20 protein-coding genes are annotated in these 21,937 nt (G+C 33.9%); 3 read left to right on the top strand and 17 right to left on the bottom strand.

Annotated elements, in window-relative coordinates:
- Positions 1-2: 2 nt before the first annotated feature.
- The 8 genes from PMOB_RS08915 to PMOB_RS08880 form a co-directional block, all read right to left on the bottom strand.
- Positions 3-881: an FAD binding domain-containing protein gene (locus PMOB_RS08915; RefSeq protein WP_012209523.1), complete on the bottom strand. Its 879-nt coding sequence runs from the start codon at positions 879-881 to the stop codon at positions 3-5.
- The gene (locus PMOB_RS08910; RefSeq protein ID WP_012209522.1) at positions 878-3,070 is read right to left on the bottom strand and encodes a xanthine dehydrogenase family protein molybdopterin-binding subunit; all 2,193 of its coding nucleotides are present in this window, start codon (positions 3,068-3,070) and stop codon (positions 878-880) included. Before PMOB_RS08910 ends, PMOB_RS08915 begins: the two co-directional genes overlap by 4 nt.
- A 119-nt stretch (positions 3,071-3,189) precedes the next feature.
- Positions 3,190-4,200 (bottom strand): ornithine carbamoyltransferase, encoded by a 1,011-nt coding sequence (locus tag PMOB_RS08905; RefSeq protein WP_012209521.1) that lies wholly within the window; start codon positions 4,198-4,200, stop codon positions 3,190-3,192.
- Between the two features lie 19 nt (positions 4,201-4,219).
- Positions 4,220-5,575: a dihydropyrimidinase gene (gene hydA / locus PMOB_RS08900; RefSeq protein ID WP_012209520.1), complete on the bottom strand. Its 1,356-nt coding sequence runs from the start codon at positions 5,573-5,575 to the stop codon at positions 4,220-4,222.
- A gap of 14 nt (positions 5,576-5,589) precedes the next feature.
- On the bottom strand, positions 5,590-6,792 hold the full coding sequence (locus tag PMOB_RS08895; RefSeq protein ID WP_012209519.1) for a YgeY family selenium metabolism-linked hydrolase: 1,203 nt from the start codon (positions 6,790-6,792) through the stop codon (positions 5,590-5,592).
- A gap of 93 nt (positions 6,793-6,885) precedes the next feature.
- Positions 6,886-8,151 (bottom strand): threonine synthase, encoded by a 1,266-nt coding sequence (locus tag PMOB_RS08890; RefSeq protein WP_012209518.1) that lies wholly within the window; start codon positions 8,149-8,151, stop codon positions 6,886-6,888.
- Position 8,152: 1 nt separating this feature from the next.
- Positions 8,153-9,619 carry a phosphoribosylaminoimidazolesuccinocarboxamide synthase gene (locus PMOB_RS08885; protein ID WP_012209517.1) on the bottom strand — a complete coding sequence of 489 codons (1,467 nt, stop codon included), beginning with the start codon at positions 9,617-9,619 and terminating at the stop codon, positions 8,153-8,155.
- Positions 9,620-9,875: 256 nt separating this feature from the next.
- Positions 9,876-11,234 (bottom strand): uracil-xanthine permease family protein, encoded by a 1,359-nt coding sequence (locus PMOB_RS08880; RefSeq protein ID WP_012209516.1) that lies wholly within the window; start codon positions 11,232-11,234, stop codon positions 9,876-9,878.
- Between the two features lie 263 nt (positions 11,235-11,497).
- On the opposite strand from PMOB_RS08880, the gene PMOB_RS08875 reads away from it, so the two are divergent.
- Genes PMOB_RS08875 through PMOB_RS08865 form a run of 3 tightly spaced genes read left to right on the top strand, consistent with a single transcriptional unit; the run spans position 11,498 to position 13,410 of the window.
- Positions 11,498-11,821, top strand: a complete 324-nt coding sequence (locus PMOB_RS08875; RefSeq protein ID WP_012209515.1) for a hypothetical protein — start codon at positions 11,498-11,500, stop codon at positions 11,819-11,821.
- Positions 11,821-12,330, top strand: coding sequence for a hypothetical protein (locus PMOB_RS08870; RefSeq protein WP_012209514.1), 510 nt, complete (start codon positions 11,821-11,823; stop codon positions 12,328-12,330). Before PMOB_RS08875 ends, PMOB_RS08870 begins: the two co-directional genes overlap by 1 nt.
- A gap of 9 nt (positions 12,331-12,339) precedes the next feature.
- Positions 12,340-13,410, top strand: coding sequence for a hypothetical protein (locus tag PMOB_RS08865; protein ID WP_012209513.1), 1,071 nt, complete (start codon positions 12,340-12,342; stop codon positions 13,408-13,410).
- 97 nt (positions 13,411-13,507) lie between these two features.
- Here the strand turns inward: PMOB_RS08865 and eno are convergent, their stop codons facing one another.
- The 9 genes from eno to ftsY form a co-directional block, all read right to left on the bottom strand.
- Entirely contained in the window at positions 13,508-14,806 is a 1,299-nt protein-coding gene (eno, locus tag PMOB_RS08860; RefSeq protein WP_012209512.1) for a phosphopyruvate hydratase, read from the bottom strand.
- 78 nt (positions 14,807-14,884) lie between these two features.
- Positions 14,885-15,583, bottom strand: a complete 699-nt coding sequence (gene pyrH, locus PMOB_RS08855) for a UMP kinase (RefSeq protein ID WP_012209511.1) — start codon at positions 15,581-15,583, stop codon at positions 14,885-14,887.
- Between the two features lie 98 nt (positions 15,584-15,681).
- Complete coding sequence (gene tsf, locus PMOB_RS08850) at positions 15,682-16,275, bottom strand: translation elongation factor Ts (protein ID WP_012209510.1); 594 nt, start codon at positions 16,273-16,275, stop codon at positions 15,682-15,684.
- Positions 16,276-16,407: 132 nt separating this feature from the next.
- Complete coding sequence (gene coaD, locus PMOB_RS08845) at positions 16,408-16,896, bottom strand: pantetheine-phosphate adenylyltransferase (RefSeq protein ID WP_012209509.1); 489 nt, start codon at positions 16,894-16,896, stop codon at positions 16,408-16,410.
- A gap of 2 nt (positions 16,897-16,898) precedes the next feature.
- The gene (gene mnmA, locus PMOB_RS08840; RefSeq protein WP_012209508.1) at positions 16,899-18,002 is read right to left on the bottom strand and encodes a tRNA 2-thiouridine(34) synthase MnmA; all 1,104 of its coding nucleotides are present in this window, start codon (positions 18,000-18,002) and stop codon (positions 16,899-16,901) included.
- Entirely contained in the window at positions 17,995-18,465 is a 471-nt protein-coding gene (locus PMOB_RS08835) for an RrF2 family transcriptional regulator (protein WP_012209507.1), read from the bottom strand. The genes mnmA and PMOB_RS08835 overlap by 8 nt, the downstream gene beginning before the upstream one ends.
- An 89-nt stretch (positions 18,466-18,554) precedes the next feature.
- Positions 18,555-20,348: a LysM peptidoglycan-binding domain-containing protein gene (locus tag PMOB_RS10340; protein WP_012209506.1), complete on the bottom strand. Its 1,794-nt coding sequence runs from the start codon at positions 20,346-20,348 to the stop codon at positions 18,555-18,557.
- The gene (locus tag PMOB_RS08825) at positions 20,345-21,007 is read right to left on the bottom strand and encodes a DUF2225 domain-containing protein (RefSeq protein ID WP_012209505.1); all 663 of its coding nucleotides are present in this window, start codon (positions 21,005-21,007) and stop codon (positions 20,345-20,347) included. The genes PMOB_RS10340 and PMOB_RS08825 overlap by 4 nt, the downstream gene beginning before the upstream one ends.
- A complete protein-coding gene (ftsY, locus tag PMOB_RS08820) occupies positions 21,004-21,918 on the bottom strand; it encodes a signal recognition particle-docking protein FtsY (protein WP_012209504.1) in 915 nt (304 codons plus the stop codon). Before ftsY ends, PMOB_RS08825 begins: the two co-directional genes overlap by 4 nt.
- Positions 21,919-21,937 lie beyond the last annotated feature (19 nt).

The raw sequence follows: 21,937 nt of genomic DNA, 5'->3' as shown, positions 1-21,937 counted from the left end.
AATCATAATTTTTCGCTTGAGTTTGTAACCTCCATGATAGCCTTTTTGAAAATAGCACCTAAGGCAGGTTTTTTGTAGGGAGTAGACCATCTTTCGCCAGTTATTTTTACCATTTCGTCACCTATTTTTTTTGCTAACTCTTCCAAATTTAATTGACTAGCTTTTTGATTTAGTATTTCCCCTTCTATATTCTTAAATCTTATCGGAAAAGGTGTTGCAGAACCTGGCACTATTCTTATATCTTCAATTTTTGAGTCTTGTTCATTTATTTTTGCAACGACAGCTAAGTTTAGTCTTGCTATATTCAAAGCTCTTCTTCTTCCAATTTTTTGAAAACTAAAACGATAATTTTCATCTAGTTTTGGAATTATTATTTTAGTTACAAGTTCATCTTGATTTTTACTGGTCTTGTAAGGTCCTACAATATACTGATCTAAGGGCACATGCCTTTTCCCATTTATAGAACTTAGCTCTATCTTAGAGTCTAACGCCATCAAAGGAGGAATTAAATCAGCTGCTGGAGACGCATTAGATATATTTCCTCCAACGGTACCTCTGTTTCTTATCTGTACGGAGCCTATACTTTTTGCTGCAGTTACGAGAAATGGGAAATATTTGTTGATAACGTTTGATTGGATTAACATTGTATGTGTACACAAAGCTCCCAACTCGACGTTATCTTCCATTTCATCTATATATTGAAGACCTTTGATATTAGAAATATCCAATATATAATCAAATTTTTCTAATCTTGGACTTTCTTTATGTATATCTACCAGTATATCAGTTCCACCAGCTAATACCTTTATATTTTCATATTTATGCAAATATTCTAAAGCAGAATCAACATCTTTAGCAATTAAAAAATCATATTCAATCATCTTTTCTTCCTTCCTTTTTTCAAAGAATGACCTACAACAATTTTCTCTAAGTTTATGGGCAAGGATCTTATTCTTTTTCCTGTTGCTTGGGCAACAGCGTTAGCTATAGCAGCAGCACCTAATTCTAAGGTGGGCTCTCCTACGGATTTTGCTCCGTAAGGCCCACTAGGATCAGGGTTTTCAACTATAATGGGAGTTATATCTGGCATATCTTTTACTGTGGGTATCAAATATTCGTCAAAATTGGTGTTGTTGATGTATCCCTCGTCTGTATCCAACTCTTCCATGATTCCGTATCCAAGGCCCATTGATATCCCACCATAAAATTGTCCAAGAACGCTTGCAGGATTGATAGCTCTTCCAACATCATGAGCAGCTACCATTTTCAAAACTTTTATCTCACCAGTGCTGATATCAACTTCAACTTCTGCTATCTGACATCCATAAACATATGTAAAATAGGGTCTCCCTTGCCCTGTTTCTTCATCCCAACTTATCTCAGGTGATTTGTACCAACCATATGAAGATAAAAAGACGCCAGAGTTGTATGCACTGGAAACAGCTTCATCGAAAGACATTAATTTTATTTGATTTGGAGTATAAATCGAATTGTCTTTAAATATTAATTCTTTGTGGGATAAATTATATTTTTCTATAAGAAAATCAGTTAATTTCTTCTTGAGCTTTTTAGCGGCATCTAGCGTTGCATTCCCACCAACCAATGTCGCACGAGAAGCCACCGTAGAACCGCTATCTGGAGATATCAAAGTATCAACGACCATAAAGTTGATCTTTTCAATATCTATTCCTAATTCCTCGGCTACAATTTGAGAGAAGGCTGTTTTAAGACCTTGTCCGTTTTCAGCCAAACCACTATAGAAATATAATGTTCCATCTTTTTGTATGGATAATATGACACCAGCGGCATCCACAGCTTCTGCTCCTAAACTACAGCCTCTATAACTTATAGCCATTCCTATTCCTTTCCGTTTATCACCTTTTTGTTCCTTACTGTATTCTTTGTATTTCTCTAAAAAATTGATCGAATCGGTAGCCTTTTTAATCACTTCTCCGAGACTGACTTTGTGATTATCAAGTTTTTGGCCACTTGCTGTTACAGAATTATCGTGAAAAATATTTTTCAATCTAAGTTCCAAGGGATTCATCCCAAGTTCTTGAGCTAATTCATCCATTAGAGATTCATTGGCAAATATAACTTGAGGAGAACCGTATCCACGCATGGCTCCAGTGTATACATTGTTGGTATAGTATCCAAAAGTATCTGTCTTAACGTTTGGAATTTCATAAGGACCAGTAGCTTGAACCACAGACCTCCAGGTAACAAATGGAGTTTGGCAGGCGTAAGCTCCGCTGTCCGCGATTGCCTCAATTTCCATAGCCAGTAACTGGCCATCTTTTGTTGCTCCGACTTTGTATTTCAGTTTGTAAGGATGCCTTTTATAACTTTCGATAATTGATTCTTCCCTAGTATTTTTTAATTTTACAGGTCTATTCGTTTTCAAAGCTAGAACAGCAGCTCGAGCAGCCATAGAAGAAATTACTTCATCTTTACCACCAAACGAACCTCCTATGTGATTTTGAACTATTCTAACTTGGTTGAATCCGATTTTAAGAACAGAGGCAACTGCGTTACGACAAGCAAAAGGGTTTTGTATAGACCCATATATAGTAACCACACTGTTGTTTTCATAAGGAACGGCAATTACAACCTCAGGTTCTAAATATGCATGCTCAACAAATTGGGTTTGATACTCTCTTTCCAAAATTACATCAGATCTTTTAAATCCTTCTTCTACATCGCCTTTTCTAAGTTTATGGTGAATGACCTGATTATTATCTTTATCTTCATGGATAGTTGGTGCATTTCTAGACTCTAATGGATCAAAAATTCCAGGGAGCTCCATGTATTCTACTTTTATACTTTCAACCGCTTTTTTTGCTGTCTCAGGAGTTTCTGCAGCGACCAAGGCTATTCCATCACCTATGAAATAAGTCCTTTCTTTAGCTAAAACTTGTTGGTCTGGGATAATAACACCAAATTCGTTATTTGGTATATCTTTTGCGGTAATAATTGCTTTTACCCCAGGAATTTTTTCGGCTTCATCTAAGTTTATGTTCAATATTTTCGCCGAAGGATACTTAGTTCTCAGAACCTTCGCATACAACATATTTGGAAATTCTAGATCATCTGCAAATTTAGCTTTTCCAGTAACCTTTTCGTATGCGTCTATTCTCTTTTTTGGTTGATTAACAGTTTTAAAAATGATTGTTCACCTCCAAATAATGATCAAGGCCTTCCTCCCATAGTCAAAGCCATGATTGCTTTTGCTGTATGTAAACGATTTTCCGCTTCATCATATATTATAGAATGAGGACCATCTATAACAGAATCAGTTACTTCTTTGCCTCTGTCTGCGGGCATCGCGTGCATATAAAGGACATCTTTATCGGCTAAAGACATTCTTCTTTCATCACAGATCCAATCTTTGTGTTTTTCAAGATTTTCCTTCATCTGTTTTTTACCTTCATCTGTATCAGGATCTTCAACTCCTAAAAATCCACCCCAATTCTTTGGAATTACAATTTGGGCTCCATCGAAAGCCTCATCCATATCGTTTGTGAACTTTAAACTTCCACCATGTTTTTCTGCGTTTTGTTTTGCTTGTTTCATGAGTTCAGGCATAAGTGGAAATTCTTTTGGGTGAGCGATAGTTACGTCCATTCCATATCTTGTAAATAGTAATGCTTGCGTTTGAGGTACAGACAAAGGTTTTGCATGGGATGTTGCATAAGCCCAAGATATAGTGACTTTAATATTTCTAAGATCATTACCACATTTTTCTTTTATTGTCATCAAATCCGCTAAACCTTGTAGAGGATGGTAGAAATCATCTTGAAGGTTAATAACAGGTACATCCGCATATTTTGCAACCTCTCTCATGTAATTGTTACCAATTCCAAAGAAACAGTTTCTTATCGCTATGGCATGACCGAATCGACTCAAGACAATAGCAGTATCCTTTGCGGATTCACCATGAGAAAGTTGCATCTTATCCGGGGTCAGATCATGAGCATGTCCCCCCAGTTGAGTGATGCCAGCTTCTATAGAATTTCGAGTTCGTGTAGATTGTTCGAAAAACATCATAAAGATAGTTTTTGATCTTAACAAATGATCCGTAGGTTCTCCTAATGCAAACCTCATTTTAAGCTCATTAGATAATTCAAAAACAGTTTCTAATTCTTCTTTACTCCATTCTTGTGTAGTTATAAAATCCTTTCCCCTAAAAAGTGTATTCATCTTATCTCCTCCAATATAATTATATAGCTTTTATAAACCTTCCAAAACCTTTTTCTCCTAGGAAATTTCTATCTTTTACGATTACTTTTCCTCTTAAAATGGTTGTTATGGGAAGTCCTTCCACTTCAAATCCTTCAAAAGGAGTGTATGCTGCCTTCGAATGAGTGTTAGAACTATTTAATACTTCCTTTAAATTTGGATCGAAAATAACTAAATCAGCGTCAGAATCTATAGCTATTGTTCCTTTTTGTGGATACAGTTTGAAAATTTTTGCTGGATTAGTGGAAAGGAGTTCAACCAACCTGTTTATAGAAATTAAACCTTTATTTACCCCATATGTATATGTCAAAGCAAGAAGTGTTTCCACTCCAGGAATACCAGGAAATATATCCAATGAATTTTTACCCATTGATTTTTGCTCTGCATTGTAAGCGCAGTGGTCTGTGGCAATTACGTCTATCAAGCCTTTTTGAATTCCTTCCCACAAAGCTTCGTTATCTTGACTTTCTCTCAATGGAGGAGTCATAAAATAAAAACTGGCTTTAGGACCTTTTAATAATTCTCTTGTTAATAAGAGATAGTGAGGTGTGGTTTCAACATACAATTTAAAATTTTTTAGATTTTTATACTCTTTAACTACCTGATAACCTTTTTCAGATGAAAGATGTACTATGTATAGCGAAGCATTAGTTTTATGAGCAATCTCACAAATTTTTTTAACTGCCTTTTGCTCAGCTTCACTTGGTCTAATATCTGGATGATATTGAGCATCTAATTTATTTTCTTTTTGGAATTTCACAATATTTTTTTCGATAATTTCATTATCTTCAGCATGAACAGCTACTATTAAGTCATTATCTCCAGCTGCCTTAAATAAAGGTTCCCATTTGTCAGAAGACAGCATATATATATTTTTGTAGGTAGTGAATGCTTTTAAACTAGATATTCCAAAATCTCTAATCTCTCTAAGCTGATGATTTTGCTTAAGTGGGTTGAAGTTGTTGTTAATAACTATATGAAAATGAAAATCAATCACGGAATCTCTAGTTTCTTCTAATCTATTTTCTAATCCTTTCATCAAAGACGTAGCTTCCATATCAGCAAAATCTATGTGTGTAGTTACTCCACCTAAAGCAGCTGATCGCCCTCCCCAGTAGAAGTCATCTATACTGGTTGTACCTCTAGCGTGCAAACTAAAATGAGTATGACTATCTATAATTCCAGGGAAAACATACTTTCCGCTTGCATCTATTACCTCTTCATCCATAAAAGGAGTTAAGTTAGATTCTATTTGTTTTATCTTTTCGTCCAATATTCTAATGTCTTTTTTTTCAGTTTTTGTGGCAGTAACTACGATACCGTTTTTGATTAACACCGTAATCCTTCCTTTTACAAGTATTTTTGAGTATACAACTTAGGTATGCATGCATACATTGCAGCGGCCTTCACCAATTCACTTTTCCATGTTTTTTCGTTGGGAGCATGTGCTTGATCTTCATGGCCAGGACCAAATCCAATACAAGGTATTCCATATCTTCCCATTATGGAAACACCATTGGTGGAAAAAGTCCACTTGTCTACCAACGGTTTTTTCTCAAATAAGTTTTGATACGCTTCTTTGAGAGTTTTACAAGCAGGATGATCTTCTGGTAATACCCAAGCTGGGAAATATGCTTGTGTTGGATATATTAATCCCGTGTAGGATGGTTTTTCATAGGTGTAAAGTTCCACATCAGCGTTATGTTTCTCGGATGAAGGTAAATTTTTAATCTCTTTTAAAGCATCGTTCCAACTTTCTCCCCAAGTCAATCTCCTATCTATGGATATAGAACAACCATCTGCAACCGCACATCTAGAAGGAGAAGAGAAGAAAATTTCGGAAACTGTCAAGCTACCTTTTCCTAAAAAATCATCATTTTTTAAACAAGTATGTAGTACTGGTAACTCTTTAACAATATCCGCCATTTTATAAATAGCATTGTCTCCTCTTTCAGGTGCTGAACCGTGGCAACTAACACCATGCGTAGAAACTTTTATTTCCATCCGCCCACGTTGGCCTCTATATATATTACACGAAGTTGGTTCGGTAATAACGACAAATTCGGGTTTGATTTTATCTTCTTCAATTATGTATTGCCAACAAAGTCCCTCACAATCTTCTTCTTGAACTGTTCCAGTAATTAGAAGCGTATAATCGTCAAATAAATCTAAATCTTTTATAATCCTAGCTCCGTAAACCATAGAAGCCATTCCACCTTCTTGATCACTAGCTCCTCTCCCAACGATAATTTCATCGTCTTCGTAACCTTTATAAGGATCGTAATTCCATAAATTTATATCTCCAATACCTACTGTATCTATATGAGCATCCATAGCTATTAAGTGTTTTCCGTGGCCAATGTAACCTAAAATGTTCCCCATTGGATCAATATCTATTCTGTCAAAACCAACTTTTTCCATCTCTTCTTTAATTCTTAAAATAACATCTTTTTCATTTCCACTTTCACTTGGAATAGCAATCATGTCCCTAAGAAATCTGGTCATGTCTTTTTTGTATTCCTTGGCTTTTGATAGTATTTGTTGGTAATTCATATATTTTAATGAACCCCCTTTTATCTGATAGTTTTATTGCTTATTGCTGTTTTTTTTATGATAGAAATAAATCTCGTTCAACTATTTAATAAGTTATTTAAAATTATATTTTTCTAATAGTTGAGATAATTCATTTAAATTCGGATCTAAAGACAAAGGAGCGCCCGTTGCTTTTTCAGCATTTTTAATATCTTTCAGACCGTTCCCAGTAACAACAACCGCAACACTTTCAGAAGGTTTGATTATGCCGTTTTCAACAGCTTTTTTTATACCAGCCACTCCTGCAACTCCTGCAGGTTCACCAAAAATGCCAGTATTCTTTCCTAAAATTTTTATCATATTTAGTATTTCATCATCTGTTACATTGATCATATCACCATTTGAATCTTTAACTGCTTTAATAGCTTTTATATAATTTCGAGGTTTTCCAACAGCAATGCTATCAGCGATGGTATTTTCGGGAACTGGAACAAGATCTGTATCGCTTTTAAATGCCTGAGTAATTGGCGCACAGCCTTCAGATTGCACCCCTAATAGCCTTGGTAGTTTATCGATGAATCCTATTTGTTTTAAATCATACATACCTTTCCAAGCACCTGCTATTGTGCAGCCATCACCCACGGAGTAAACTAACCAATCAACCATTTCCCAATTTAATTGTTCAGCGATTTCAATTGAAGAAGTTTTTTTACCTTCAACTAAGTAGGGGTTTATCGCAGCGTTTCTGTTATACCAGCCCCACTTATCAATAGCTTGTTGTGATAGATAAAAAGTTTCTTCATAAGACCCCTTTACTGATAAAACTAAAGCTCCAAAAACCAATAGCTGAGTAACTTTTCCAATTGGGGCTCGCGAGGGAACAAAAATAACAGCCTTCATTTCATTTCCCATAGATGCTATGTTCCCCGCCAACGAAGAGGCAGCGTTCCCAGTAGAAGCGCAGGCAACGATGTTCATGCCTGCCTCTTGTGCTTTTACAACAGCTATAGCTGAAGCCCTATCTTTCAAAGATCCTGTTGGATTTAAACCATCATCTTTAATGTAAAGGGTTTCTATACCTAACAGTTTCGCCATAACATCACTTTTGTATAAAGGTGTGCCTCCAATCTTCAAAGGGGGTTTAGGGGTGTTAGGTTCTATAGGTAAGAGTGGTGAATATCTCCATATAGATGGATCAGGATTTGCTTTTAAATCTTGCTTATTCCAATCTTTTTTTATCTTTTCGTAATCGTATTCAACATCTAAAATACCTTTTTCTCCACATTTTGGGCAAAGATATTGTGTTGGTGAAGCTTCGTATTTTTCCCCACAAGAAATACAAACCAAATCTTTTACATATTTCAGTTTTCTCCCCTCCAATTTAGCCTAATAATCCCGTTTTTTTGTTAAATTCATTTATTAATTGATCGATTTTGTCTGCAATTTCAAAGGCATTACCCCAATATTTTTCATCGTTGTACCATTGCTCGTTCAATTCTTCTAATTCTTTACCCTGCTGTTCTATCCAAGTATAGTATTTTAAATTGTGTATTCTTTTTTTATCATAATAACTCAGTTCCTGAATAAAGTCTGTTTTTACCCCCATTAGATGCTTCTCAAAATCTACAGCAGCCTGCTGTTCAGAATATTTACCTTTTTGCTCTTGTAACTCTTTAAGCCTAGAATCGTATAATTCCATTGAATCAGTGAATACGGTCATCACAACATCTTTATCTGTTAATTCGTAGTATTTGGCAAATTTTATAGCAGAAAGAACATTTGCAATAGAAGAGATTCCCAGTAAAGATAAATTATTTACTATCGACGAAGAGACTCCCTGTTTTCTTAAAAAGTCTTTCCCTTCAGGTTCGTTGAAAAGCCTTATTAAATTCATAGCATCATTGTCATCTATTGCCATAACCATATCGGTATTTTTAACGTTATGAATCCAAGGCACATGTTTATCTCCTATGCCCTCAATTCGATGGGCACCAAATCCGTTGTATAATAAAGTGGGACACTGCAGTGCCTCTGAGACAGCTAATTTACTATTTGGGTACTTAGATTTTAAATATTCTCCTGAACCCAACGTTCCAGAAGATCCTGAAGTGAGGACGGTTCCTGCCAATCTGTCTTTTTCCCCCATAATTTTTTGCAGCACCTCTTCCATAGCAGGCCCGGTAACTACATAATGCCACAAACGATTGCCCATTTCATCAAACTGGTTGAAAATAACAATATTGTCGTGAGTAGACTTTAATTCATTACATTTATCGAATATCTCTTTTACGTTACTCTCACTTCCGGGTGTTCCTATTACTTCCCCCGCAACTTTTGATAACCATTCGAATCTTTCTCTACTCATACCTTCAGGCAATATAGCTATGGATTCACATCCTAAAAGCTGGGCGTTATAAGCTCCTCCGCGACAATAATTTCCTGTTGAAGGCCAAACGGCTTTTTGAGTAGTAGGATCAAATTGACCGGTTACAAGCCTTGGTACAAGGCACCCAAAGGTGGCACCAACCTTGTGGGAGCCGGTTGGGAACCATTTACCTACCAATGCCACGATTCGAGCTTTAACGCCCGTTAATTCAGATGGTAACTCAAAGTAATTTACATCACCATATAAACCACCTTTTGGAACTGGTTCGTTTTTCCATGTAATTCTAAATAAGTTGTATGAATTAACATCCCATAAACCTATATTTTTTAGCTGTTGTTTGATTTTATCAGGAATCAAAGCTGGATCTCGCATCTGTGCAAAGGTAGGTATAATAATATTATTCTCTATAGCCCTTTCTACTGCTTTTTCGAGTACCTCTTTGTCCATAGTAAAATCTATCATCTTATTCCTCCTAGGTCTTTTAAATATTTTTTAGATATGTTCTCATACTTGGAATCAAAAAGGCTTCACAGTGATGTACTTTCAAGATCAAAGCCTTTTTTCTTCGTTAAGTTATTATTATACATCTTTTTGACCAAATAATAAAATTTGATTTTCATTGATAAATCAAATTAATCTTTTTTAGTTGTCTATAAAGAACAATAAACGGGAATAATCATGAATAATCAACTTTATTCATAAGTGGCAATAAGTAAACTTAGGCTTTATATCCATTCTTTTCCTTTTTTGGTTCTGGTATCAAAAGGTTTAAAATAAAAGCGGTTAAAAATCCAACAGTAATGTTAGAAGAAAAGACAACAGCCATCCATTCTGGTAATTGGTTCACTATGTCGGGCCTAAATGTAACTCCCAATCCCAAAGCTAAAGAAAAAGCTAATATAAACATTTTTTTATCGCTTAGTCCACCTTTTGTTGCAATTTTCATACCTGCCATCGCTACCATTCCAAAGAGAGCTATAGTAGCACCTCCTAAAACAGGTTTAGGCATAACGCTTACTAAAGCACCAATTTTAGGAAAGACACCTAATAGTATCAAAACAATTGCCACACCGTAGCCAACGACTCGACTAGAAATTTTACTAAATTGAATAACTCCAGTATTTTGACTGAAAGTTGTGTTAGGAAGAGTATTAAAAACAGCTGCTAAAGCACTCCCTACACCGTCCAATAAAACTCCTCTTTTTAATCTTTCATCGTGAATTTTGCCTTCAATTGGTTCGCCACTAACTTCAGCAATAGCTGTCAAATCACCTACTGTTTCAATTGTAGTAATAATATATGCTAAAATCCAAGGAATGATAAGTGCCCAATTAAATGATAGCCCATATTTAAATGGGATAGGGACTGTTACCCATCCAGCTTCTACAATCGGAGCAAAATCCACCATACCCAACGGTATTGCAACCAGATATCCTGCAACTAAACCAATAGCCACCGCCCCAGCTTTTATGATGCCTTTGCCATATATATTTGCAATCACTATGATTATTAATACGAACAAAGCTATGGCTAAATTTTGCACATTCCCAAAATCAATAGCTCCAACTCCTCCACCAATGTCGGTTATGGCTGTTTCTATCAACCCTAAACCTATTAACATTACAACTGTACCAGAAACTACAGGAGGGAATATCTTGCGAGTTTGAGCTAAAAACCGACTCAAAATCATCTCAACCGGGGACGTAATAAGTGCCATACCTAAGACTAAAGGTAACCCCCCTAAGTTTGCAGCGACAATCGCCATAGGAACAAATGTAAAACTTGTCCCTTGTACTGCTAATAGACCGCTACCAAAAGGTCCTAATTGTTTTACTTGAAAAAAAGTAGTTACCCCGGAAATAATCAAAGCCATGCTGACGAAATATCCCGTTTCTAGAGGATCCAAGCCCACTACCCCCGCGATTATCAAAGGTGGAGTAATGATACCAACGAACATAGCTAACATGTGCTGAATACTCAGAACAACCGTTGCATAAAACGGAGGTTTGTCTTCAAGTTTGTATAAAACTTCTGTTCCTTTTTCTTCTTCCGTAGTCTTTTCTGTGCTATCTCCCATTAATAATCACCCCTTTGAAAATGAATAGGATTTTTACTTAAACATTAACTTTAATTATACTTTAGTTTTGCTTTATTCGCAAGTAAAGTTTTTTATAGATTAATGGGTTTAATCGTTTTTACTTCCTGTTATTTTTTTATAATTCCCCATAATCTGATATATTTAACTTAACGTATAAATTATGATATAATCTCAATATAGATTGAGAAGTAATTGTACAGTTTTAAAAATAATTTAATTGTTCGAAAAGGAGGACAGTCGTAATGTTTAACTTTTTTAAAAGAAATAAGTCAGATAATTCAAAAACCTCTAATAACAATGTTTTTTACGATGAAAAAAATGCATTAGTTATATATTTCAAATGTTCAAAATGTGGAGAGAAATTTAGAAGTTATCTTAGAAAAGGCTACGATTTTATTACGGATTACGATACAGGGGAGTACAAAATAAATAAAGAATATATTGGCTCAAAATGTTTTAACAGAATACACCTTTCTGCCACTTTCGATAGGAATTATAAATTAAAAGAATACACCTTAGAAAACGCGGAAATTATAGGTAAAGAAGAATGGGAGGAAAAAAGCTAATGCCTAGAACGAGAGGGGAAAAAGATACTAACGTAAATTTGTTTGAATATCGACCTGTAAGACCTTTTATTCAAATACCAGAAAAGGTACTTATGTATATTTTGCAACTAACCCCGTCGTCTTTTGCAAAGGTATATTTATACTTGTACAACATGAGCTACGGACTTGGATACGATCATACAGTTACCCATACCAGTGTGCGTGAAATAGCTTCAAATTTGAACATTAGCATTGGAAGAACACAAAATGCAATTACTTATTTTAAAAAAATTAAAGCTATAGAAAAAATAGAGTCAAGAGCGGTAATCGGAACAAAATACAAAATAAACGTGCCTGAATATTCTTCGTCTTTTAACAACTGGTACTTCACTGCCCCCAATAAAGTTAGATACATAATGATGAAAGAGAAATTGCTTACTTCGGAGAAGTTGGTTACTTCAAAAATCAAACGGTATAAATCTGTTAAAAAATCTTTGGAAATGGGTTTGTTTGATGATCTTGAAGAGTAGGTAATAAAAATGTATGACAATTTGTTGAGTTTAATCCTTTCTCAAAATAATTCCTTTTTATACGATTACGCTAAAAAAAATAATATTAATAGATTCGTAGGAACAGTTCTCTATTCTAAGAATAATTTAGTTGTAGTTGGAGTTAGAAATTTTCTTTTCCTTCTAGAAAATCAAAGCACTCAAAATTTTCAAACAGGTGTTAGGGTAAATTTAACTTTTCAAGATAAAACACATAATATGGATGCTCCAATTAAGATGAAATATTTGGGGGAGGCATCAAAAGACAGCATAAAATTAAGTTTGAAATTTCCAAACTTTAAAAATATTGATGCCGTTAACCTTAAATCTCCTAACTTCACTGAAACCCAAAATATTAAAGCGTCGGTATGGCTCGCAGAGTTTTCTCGAACTTTAAACGAACAATTAAAAAAATTAAAATTTGATAATTTAGAACCCCACGAGTTTACTTCTTTTAAAAAACTAACCGAAAAAATAGTAAATTCACTTCTAAAATCTTTTAAAGATAACTTAAACTCCGTTTTATCACCTTCTCACTCTGCGGTCAAAATTGTTGATATGATAAGAGCCTATATTTCTAAAAAGGATAATTTAGATTTTTTCTCTAAGAATGAGATAAGATTAATGAAAGAATTATTAACCTTGCAGGAAGAAGATAAGAATAGTTTACTTAATAAATATGAATCCAAAACTTCTATAAAACATAACATAGTGGATAAAACATTAAATTCTTACCTAACTATTAAAAATCTTAGCTTAGAAATAAAAACACCACTGATGTTTTTTTCTATCTTTGGGATGCCTATATTTTTAGCAATTGATAGAGAATATCAAAACAATTCAAAAAATTACCAGCAAGAGGCAATGAACCAAAAGTTGAATTTAATTCTTTTGACTAATAACTTTGGGGTTATAGATGCAAATATACAAAGTTTTGAGAAGGAAATTTATATAAGTTTTGAATTGGAGAATAACTCTGCGTATTTTAAATTGAAAACCCAGTATCTCATAGAAAAATTGGAGGAAAAAGATTATTTAGTGAAAAGGATTGATTTTGTATGATAAAATTAATTTCGTTCAAGTATTATAACAAATATATCTATTAAAAAAACCGGTGAAATAATAAATCACCGGTTTTTTTTAGTTAATTGAATATTTATTACTTTTTAATTGAATAAAAAGCATTCAAGCCTCTATATTGTGCAGTTGAACCAAGCTCGTCTTCGATTCTTAACAATTGATTATATTTCGCTATTCTATCGGTTCTAGAAAGTGAGCCAGTCTTGATAAAACCTGCATTTACAGCTACTACCAAATCGGCAATAAAAGAATCTTCCGTTTCTCCTGAGCGATGAGATACAACGGCGGTCATATTATTTTTATAGGCTAATTCAATGGCGTCTAGAGTCTCGGTTACACTCCCTATTTGATTCAATTTGATCAAAATAGAGTTTGTAGCCTTTAAATCTATACCTTTTTGCAATCTTTTAACATTAGTAACGTATAAGTCATCACCAACTATTTGTACCCTGTCTCCCACTTTTGCGGTGAACTCAGAGTAACCTTCCCAGTCATCCTGATCGAAAGGATCTTCTAATGATTTAATAGGATATTTATCAATCAACGATATATAATATTCGGCTAATTCAGCAGCACTCATTTCTTTTCCATCAACAGAGTATTTCTTTGTTTCTTCATTGTAAAACTCTGAAGCTGCGGCATCCATGGCGATAAAAATTTGTTTACCAGGTTCGTAACCAGCAGCTTGTATGGCTCTAATTATGTATTTTATAGCTTCTTCATTGGAATTTAAATTCGGAGCGAAACCACCTTCATCTCCAACAGAAGTTATGTGCCCTTCTTTTTTCAAAATATTTTTTAAATTGTGGAAGACTTCAGCCCCTGCCCTCAAGGCGTCTTTAAATGAATTAAATCCAGCAGGCATAATCATGAACTCTTGAATATCGAGATTATTATCGGCGTGTTGTCCCCCGTTTATTATATTCATCATTGGTACGGGCAAAACTTTGGCGTTCACGCCTCCTAAATACTTATAAAGAGGTAGTCCCAAGGAGTTAGCTGCAGCTCTTGCCGCTGCCATAGAAACAGCTAATATTGCATTAGCGCCAAGATTTTCTTTGTTTTCTGTTCCGTCTAAATCCAGCATCACTCTATCAACGTTTACTTGATCAAAGGCATTCAATCCAACAACCTCTTGCTCAATAATGTTGTTTACGTTGTTCACGGCTTTAGTAACACCTTTTCCCATGTAATAATCTTTATTACCATCTCTTAATTCTAAAGCCTCAAATTTACCTGTTGAAGCACCTGAAGGAACAATAGCTGAACCAGTTACACCTGTAGATAAAGTTACCTCTGCTTCAACGGTTGGATTTCCCCTCGAATCCAATACCTCTCTTGCTTTTACTGATACTATTTCATCGTAAAACTTTTCCATCTAAAAAACACCTCCAGAAATTTATTATTTAATATTTCGTTAAACCTCGAATAGAACTCATGCTTGAAGAAGAATTTGTTAGTGATCGACTTTTGTACCTATATTCTCTCCTTCAACAGCTTTAAGCAAGCTTCCTTCTTTGAAAAAATTGATAATCAATATTGAAAGATTATTTTTTTCACATATTGAAAAAGCCTCTGTATCCATAACTTTTATTTGCTCTTTAATCGCTTGTTCATACGTTATATTATTGTATTTTTTGGCATCTTCGAATAATTTTGGATCTTTATCGTATATCCCATCAACCTTGGTAGCTTTTACAAGTATATCTGCATTCATTTCTATCGCCCTCAATGCGGCAGCGGTATCAGTAGTGAACAAAGGGTTTGATGTTCCTCCACCAAATAAGACAATATAACCAGCTTCAAAATATTGTTCAATAAAATCGTATTTAAGTGGCAATACAGAGGGTAAATTAACAATTGGAGAAACTATAATACTTTTCAAACCATTCTTTTCGAAGAGATTTTTAAGATAGAGTGAATTAATGACGGTGCCCAACATCCCTAATTGATCTGCCATTTGAATTTGGAAATCTTTCAGCTCTTTCCCCCTAAAAATATTGCCAGCTCCTGTAACTATACCCAATTTTATATTTAAACTGTGGATTTTCTTGATCTCGTTCACCAGATATGTTAACATTTGTTCAGAAAATCCTTTTTCACTTTCACCACTCAAAGCTTCCCCACTTAATTTTAATAGTACTCTTTTGTACATAGGGCCTCCTTTTAAATAAGAGCATGCAGCCTTATAGTTGAAAGAAAAATTTTATACTCCATAAATAAAGCAAAAAGGCGGAAGACTCCACCTTTTTATCATTCACCAATTGCAAATCTTGCAAATTTATCCACTGTTATATTTTCTCCTACCTTAGCAATCATCGAATCAATAATGTCTTTGATACTTTCCCCTTCTCCAAAAACATATTCTTGTTCAAGAAGACAATTTTCACTGTAGAATTTTCCTAATTTGTTTTCTACAATTTGTTCTTTAATATTCTCAGGCTTGTTGGAATTTTTTAACTCTTCAAGGTAAATTTCTTTTTCTTTATCGATAATTTCTTGAGGTACATCTTCCCTTGAAATCCATTTTGGATTCATCGAAGCAATTTGTAAAGAAATCTTTTTAGCTAAATCGTGGAAATCCTCAGTCCTTGCCACAAAATCAGTTTCACATCCTAATAATAGAAGAACACCTATCTTTTCATTATGATGAATATAAGAATACACGATACCTTCGTTGGTGACTCTTCCGGCTTTTTTAGCAGCTTTTATGGCACCTTTCTTTCTCAGGATTTCTACGGCTTTATCTATATCTCCATCAGCCTCTTCCAAAGCATTTTTACAATCTAACATTCCTGCCCCTGTTGAAGCTCTAAGATTCTTTATCTTTTCAATTGATACGTCCACTTATAATACCTCCTAATGCTTATTATTAATGTTTAATAAATTTGAGTATTTGAAATCTCAACCGTTGGCTAAAACTAATTTATTTTAACACAATTAATTGAATATTAAAATAAGAAAATTATTGTTTTATTACTATTTTTTTAATAGTTTTTCTTTTAACTTCAATTCGACGAACTTAGAAACCCACTTACTAACATCTCCGTTGTAAGATGCAATTTCTTTTATCATAGATGAAGAAATATAAGAGAAATCAGTATCAGCCATGAGAAAAAAAATTTCTAACTGAGGAAAAAGCATATGATTCGCGTTTGCCATTTGAAGTTCATACTCGTAATCACTGACCGCTCTTAAGCCTCTTATTAAATTATAAATTTTTTTCTCTTTTAGGTAATTTACCAACAGACCGTCAAAAGATTCAACAATAACATTTGGTATATCCTCTAAATCTTTTTTTACCATTTCAATCCTTTCTTGGAGAGAAAACAAATACTTTTTGTTCGGATTATTCACAACAACAACATACAGATTGTCAAATCTTTCAATCGATCTTTTCACTATATTAACGTGTCCAAAGGTTATTGGATCGAAACTTCCTGGATAAGCTGCGTCCCTAATTCCCATTATCAAACTTCCCCCATTTCTTTAATATTGATTACACCGGAAGCCAAAACAACACCGCTTTCATCATAAATTGTTGCAAATTGTCCAGGAGTAACGGCAAATATAGGCTCTTTAAAACTTACTTTTAAAGTATGATCTGCAATTTTTTTAACAACTGCGGGCTTTTCCTCACTTTTTTTGCGAACTCTACAAAAGCCTTCTATTTCTTTGAAATCTACAAAAAAGTTGACATTTTGTACAATTAGTTCTTTAGAATACATTTCTTCAGTAGGAGCAACTATGAGAACATTCTTTTGAGGAAATATTTTATAAACATGCAGTTTTACATTTGCGTTTTTATAGTAGCTTATTCCAGAACGCTGACCAATAGTGTAATTCATGTATCCTGTGTGTGTTCCTATTTCGTTTCCTTCTAAATCGTAAACTTTTCCTTCTTCTGTAGTAACTCCATTTTCTTTTAGAAATCTTCTATAATCATTATCAGGAATAAAACACAACTCTTGACTGTCAGGTTTATTTGCCACACTTAAGCCTATTTTGTTGGCTATATCCCTGATTTCAACTTTATACATATTTCCCAATGGAAAGTGCAATTTGGGAAGAGTATTTTTGTCTATATAAGATAAAAAATATGATTGATCTTTGTATTGATCAACACCTTTTTTAATAATATAGGTAGAATACTTGTTAGAATACTCTTTTATTAAATAATGACCGCTGGAAACCCAATCTGCGCCATAGCTATGTGCAATTTCTAAAGCCTTCCCAAATTTAAAAAACCTGTTGCATAACATGCAAGGGTTTGGCGTTTTACCTTCTTTATATGTTTTTATGAAATAATCGATTATTTTTTCTTTAAATTCCTTTTTTATATCAACAATCTGAAAATCATCAAGATCTAACTTATCAGCAATTTTTAGTGCATCTTGTGTATCTGAAGGGCTACAACAAACCTTCTTTTTTTCTGGGATCAATGAGAAAACAACATCGCTTACAGTTTTGAAATGAAGCCCTATAACGTGATAATTTTGTTCTTTCAAAAGATAGGCAGCGACAGAGCTATCTACCCCACCACTCATAAGCATTAATACTTTTTTATTAGACATTTAATTTTTTTAATCTACCTCCTTCATTTTCAGCGATCTTGATCTTGGCAATTTTTCTTCCGTAATCGATTATATCTTGCAAAGTCATTTTACTCAGCTCTAACATAATAGAATTATTAACCCTTTTCCATACAAATTCAACGGCACACTCTATTTCCAACGAACATTCGCCAACAATACAATCAAAAGATTGAAGTGGTTTATCTAAGACTTGAATAATTTCACTCAAACGTAAATCTTTTGGATTTTTTGCCAAAGCATATCCTCCAAATTTACCTCTAACAGATTTAACTATTCCCGCATCACGTAATTCTATAAATATCTTTTCAAGAAAATCTTTTGGTATGTTTTGCCTTTCTGATAATTCGCTGATAGGTACTTTCTCTTTTCCTTCATCTTCGGCTAATACAGCTAATTCAAACAAAGCTCTTAAAGCATAACTGCTTTTAACAGTAAGAGACATATTTAATTCCTCCTTTTAAGATAAACGTTTCCTCAATTAATTAACACCCTTTAGATAAGCTTCTAATAGATTTACTAACTTTATAATTCTTATACATTTGATTTTCTACCAACTACATATATAGTTAGATTCTGTAAACTATTATTAGCTAATCTCACATCGTTTACATATATATCAATTTTATTACCCAATACCTTAGCTCCCGTATCTTGAACCTCAAAATAACCGTTATTGGGAAGATCCGATAATTCAGGTATATAAACTATGGTTCCTAAAGGCAAGACATCAGGATCTGCTGCAATTGTTTTATACGATGTTGGTTTTTCTCCAGACTTTGTTAGCCTAAAAGTTGGAGAATAGACAAGTTTGTCATCCCATTCTGTGTAGTACGTTGCCTGGAATTCTCCAATCATGTCGTAGAAAAGTTTCAATGGGTCTCTAGGTTCACCATTCTTCCACAATTCAACTGTTACAATACTCCCTGCGTTAGCAATTCCTAACGAAGTATTAGAATCAACCCATTTACCTTCATCAACATATGGTGTTTTTATATTCCCTATGACGCTTATAATAGCATTTCCGTGATCGATTTTTATATACCAATTGTTATTTGCTAACTTTCCGGTCTCAATTACCCTACCAGGTAGAACTGGATAAACTTGTTCGGTTTGAACCAAAACTCCTATCCCACTAGAAATTCCTGCAGCATTCCTTTCTCCAAAACGTACAACAATTTTTTCATACTCGGAGAGTGATGTTTTAGAAAATGGCCATCTAATATACTCTTCAATATTGTTCACTGGTATGATTAATTCTTGTCCTACTTTAATATTTGTGGATTGTAAATTGTTGGCTTGCAGGATAATTTGAACACCATTATTTCCTAATTTAAATGCGTTTGAAATACTAATTAGAGTATCCCCTGATTTCACTTGATACCTTACTTCGTTTGAATTCTCAAACAAATAACTTACTTCTGCATCCCCCACAGATCTATAAAGTTCATCTATCTTCAATTCAATATTTTGTATTTGACCCAGATATTTTTCGTTTAATGAATTTGATGGTTGAGTAATAACCTTCTGAAGGTCATATTTTAAATTTTCAACTTCCTTATCTAAAGAAGCAACTGTATTTTCTAAAGATTTAATATTCAGTATATCTTCGCTCTGATTTTGATAATAAAATTTTGAAACGGTCTCTTCAGTTTTATAATCAACTATATTTTCAACATATTTTTCTAAATTGAGTTTATCTACCTCTTGTTGCACAAGTTCTTTTATATTTCCATTTTCCAAAAAGTAAAATTCAGAGTTTTGAAAACTTTTCTCCAAATTATTAACCTTTTCCGTTAGTGAACTCACCGTATCTAAGAGGATTGTTTGGTCATTCTTAGGAATATTATTCACAACATTTTGTAATTCTGAAATCTGAATTTCCAATTGAGATACTCTTTGATCCAAATCAGTGTTTGTAAAATTATTTACCTTTTGTAGAGAGAGATTGTTAATTTGATTCTCTAAGCTTTGAACTCTTTGATCCAAATCTAAAAGTTTATCAATAGATTCAGAGCTTCGCCCTTCGTATAGATAATTTTCCAAGGTTACCACTCTGCTATCGATATTGGTGTACTGATCTTTTAAGCTTTTTGTCATATCAAAAGCATAACTGTTATTCTTTGAAATTTGATAAATTTCGTCAGATAAAGTATTAAATTTTTCTTCCATTTGAGTTAAACGCTCGTTTAAAGTATCCAACTGATTTTGAATTGCCACTAAGTCTTCGCTTGGCAAAGTAATTTCTTGAGAGGCAGGTTGAAAAACCGTACATCCCGATAGAAAAAATACCAAACCTATTAGAAAAATCCCAAAAAATTTCCTCACTTTAATTCACCCCTTAGAAATTTCGCAGCTTTTAAATACGGATTTGTAGGATTATTATAATTTTTCACCAAATAATCAAACAAATTCGCCGCTTCTTTTCTATTATTTAATCTATAGTTTATATATCCCAGATAGAACAAAGAAAATATATAATCTTCTTCTGAAAATGTTTCATAGTTCTTTTCAATTATCTTTCCACAATAGTAAAGTATTCCTAACTCCTTTTCTTCTTCATTTTGTTCACGATAATACCAAGCGAATTTTATTAAAATTTTTACTACTTCACTGGGTAGTCCCAAAATTGCGTAAATATTGGCTGCTATCATAAGTTGAGTTGCATAAAACTCGTGAGACTTTGAAGAAGAATTATCTACTTCAGGAAGAGATAATTTATTTATCTTACTCAAAAACAACTTAACCTGTTCAATATTTTGAGAATTTAAGTACTCATATATATAATCTTTATCTTTTTCTTGAAAAGTAAAGTTACAATTGGGACAGGTAATCAAAGAATACAGAGATACATTAACATCTCTATATTCAGGTTTTAAATCGAGATCATAAGAACTTACCTTTATAGATGTAGAGGCCACTTTATCAAAAGAAAATTCTTTTTGACATATTGGGCAGACTGCAAAATCTCTAATAAAATCTTTCATATTACTTCGTCAACCCCTAATAAAGCATTGCAATAAGAAACCGGATCGAAAATTTGTAAATCGTCTTCTTTTTCTCCAAATCCCACCAATTTTATTGGGATATTGAGTTCATGGTTTATAGCGAAAGCTATTCCCCCTTTGGCGGTTCCATCTAATTTAGTTACAACTATACCCGTTATGTCTATAGCCTCCTTAAAAGCCTTAGCCTGTGAAATCCCGTTTTGACCAGTCGTTCCATCTAGAACTAACAGAGTTTCATGCGGAGCTCCTGGGACTTCTCTTTCAACCACACGCCTTATTTTTTTCAATTCATCCATTAAATTGCTTTTTGTATGTAAACGCCCAGCGGTGTCCACTAACACGACATCTTTGCCTCTTGACTTTGCATGTGTTATTGCGTCATACACAACAGCGGCGGCATCTGAACCTTTTTGGTGAGCTATCACGGTGGTATTTAACCTATTACCCCACTCTTTGAGTTGTTCGATTGCTGCTGCCCTAAATGTGTCTGCAGCAGCTAAAACAACTTCTTTACCTTGTTTAGAATACATCTTTGCTAATTTGGCAGCAGTTGTCGTTTTACCGCTACCGTTTACTCCAACAATGAGTATTACATAGGGTTTTTGTTGAAAATCACTAACTACTTCGTCTTTCTGTAAATTTTCCACTAGAATATCCCTCAATAATAATAGCGGGTCATTGTGAGAATTATTACTTTTATACCTACTTTTTAACTCTTCCAAAATTTTATGAGAAACTTCAACACCCATATCAGACATTATTAAAATCTCTTCCAATTCTTCCAAAACATCATCGTCGAGAACTTTACCAGAAAAAATAGTTTTGATATTTTTAAATACGGTGTTTCTCGCCTTACTTAAACCATTTTTGAACTTTTCAAAAATTCCCATTCATCTACCTCCATTAAAT

It is taken from the genome of Petrotoga mobilis SJ95, from assembly GCF_000018605.1.
In the GTDB taxonomy this organism is placed as follows: domain Bacteria; phylum Thermotogota; class Thermotogae; order Petrotogales; family Petrotogaceae; genus Petrotoga; species Petrotoga mobilis.
This window is presented reverse-complemented; position numbering and strand designations above follow the sequence as displayed.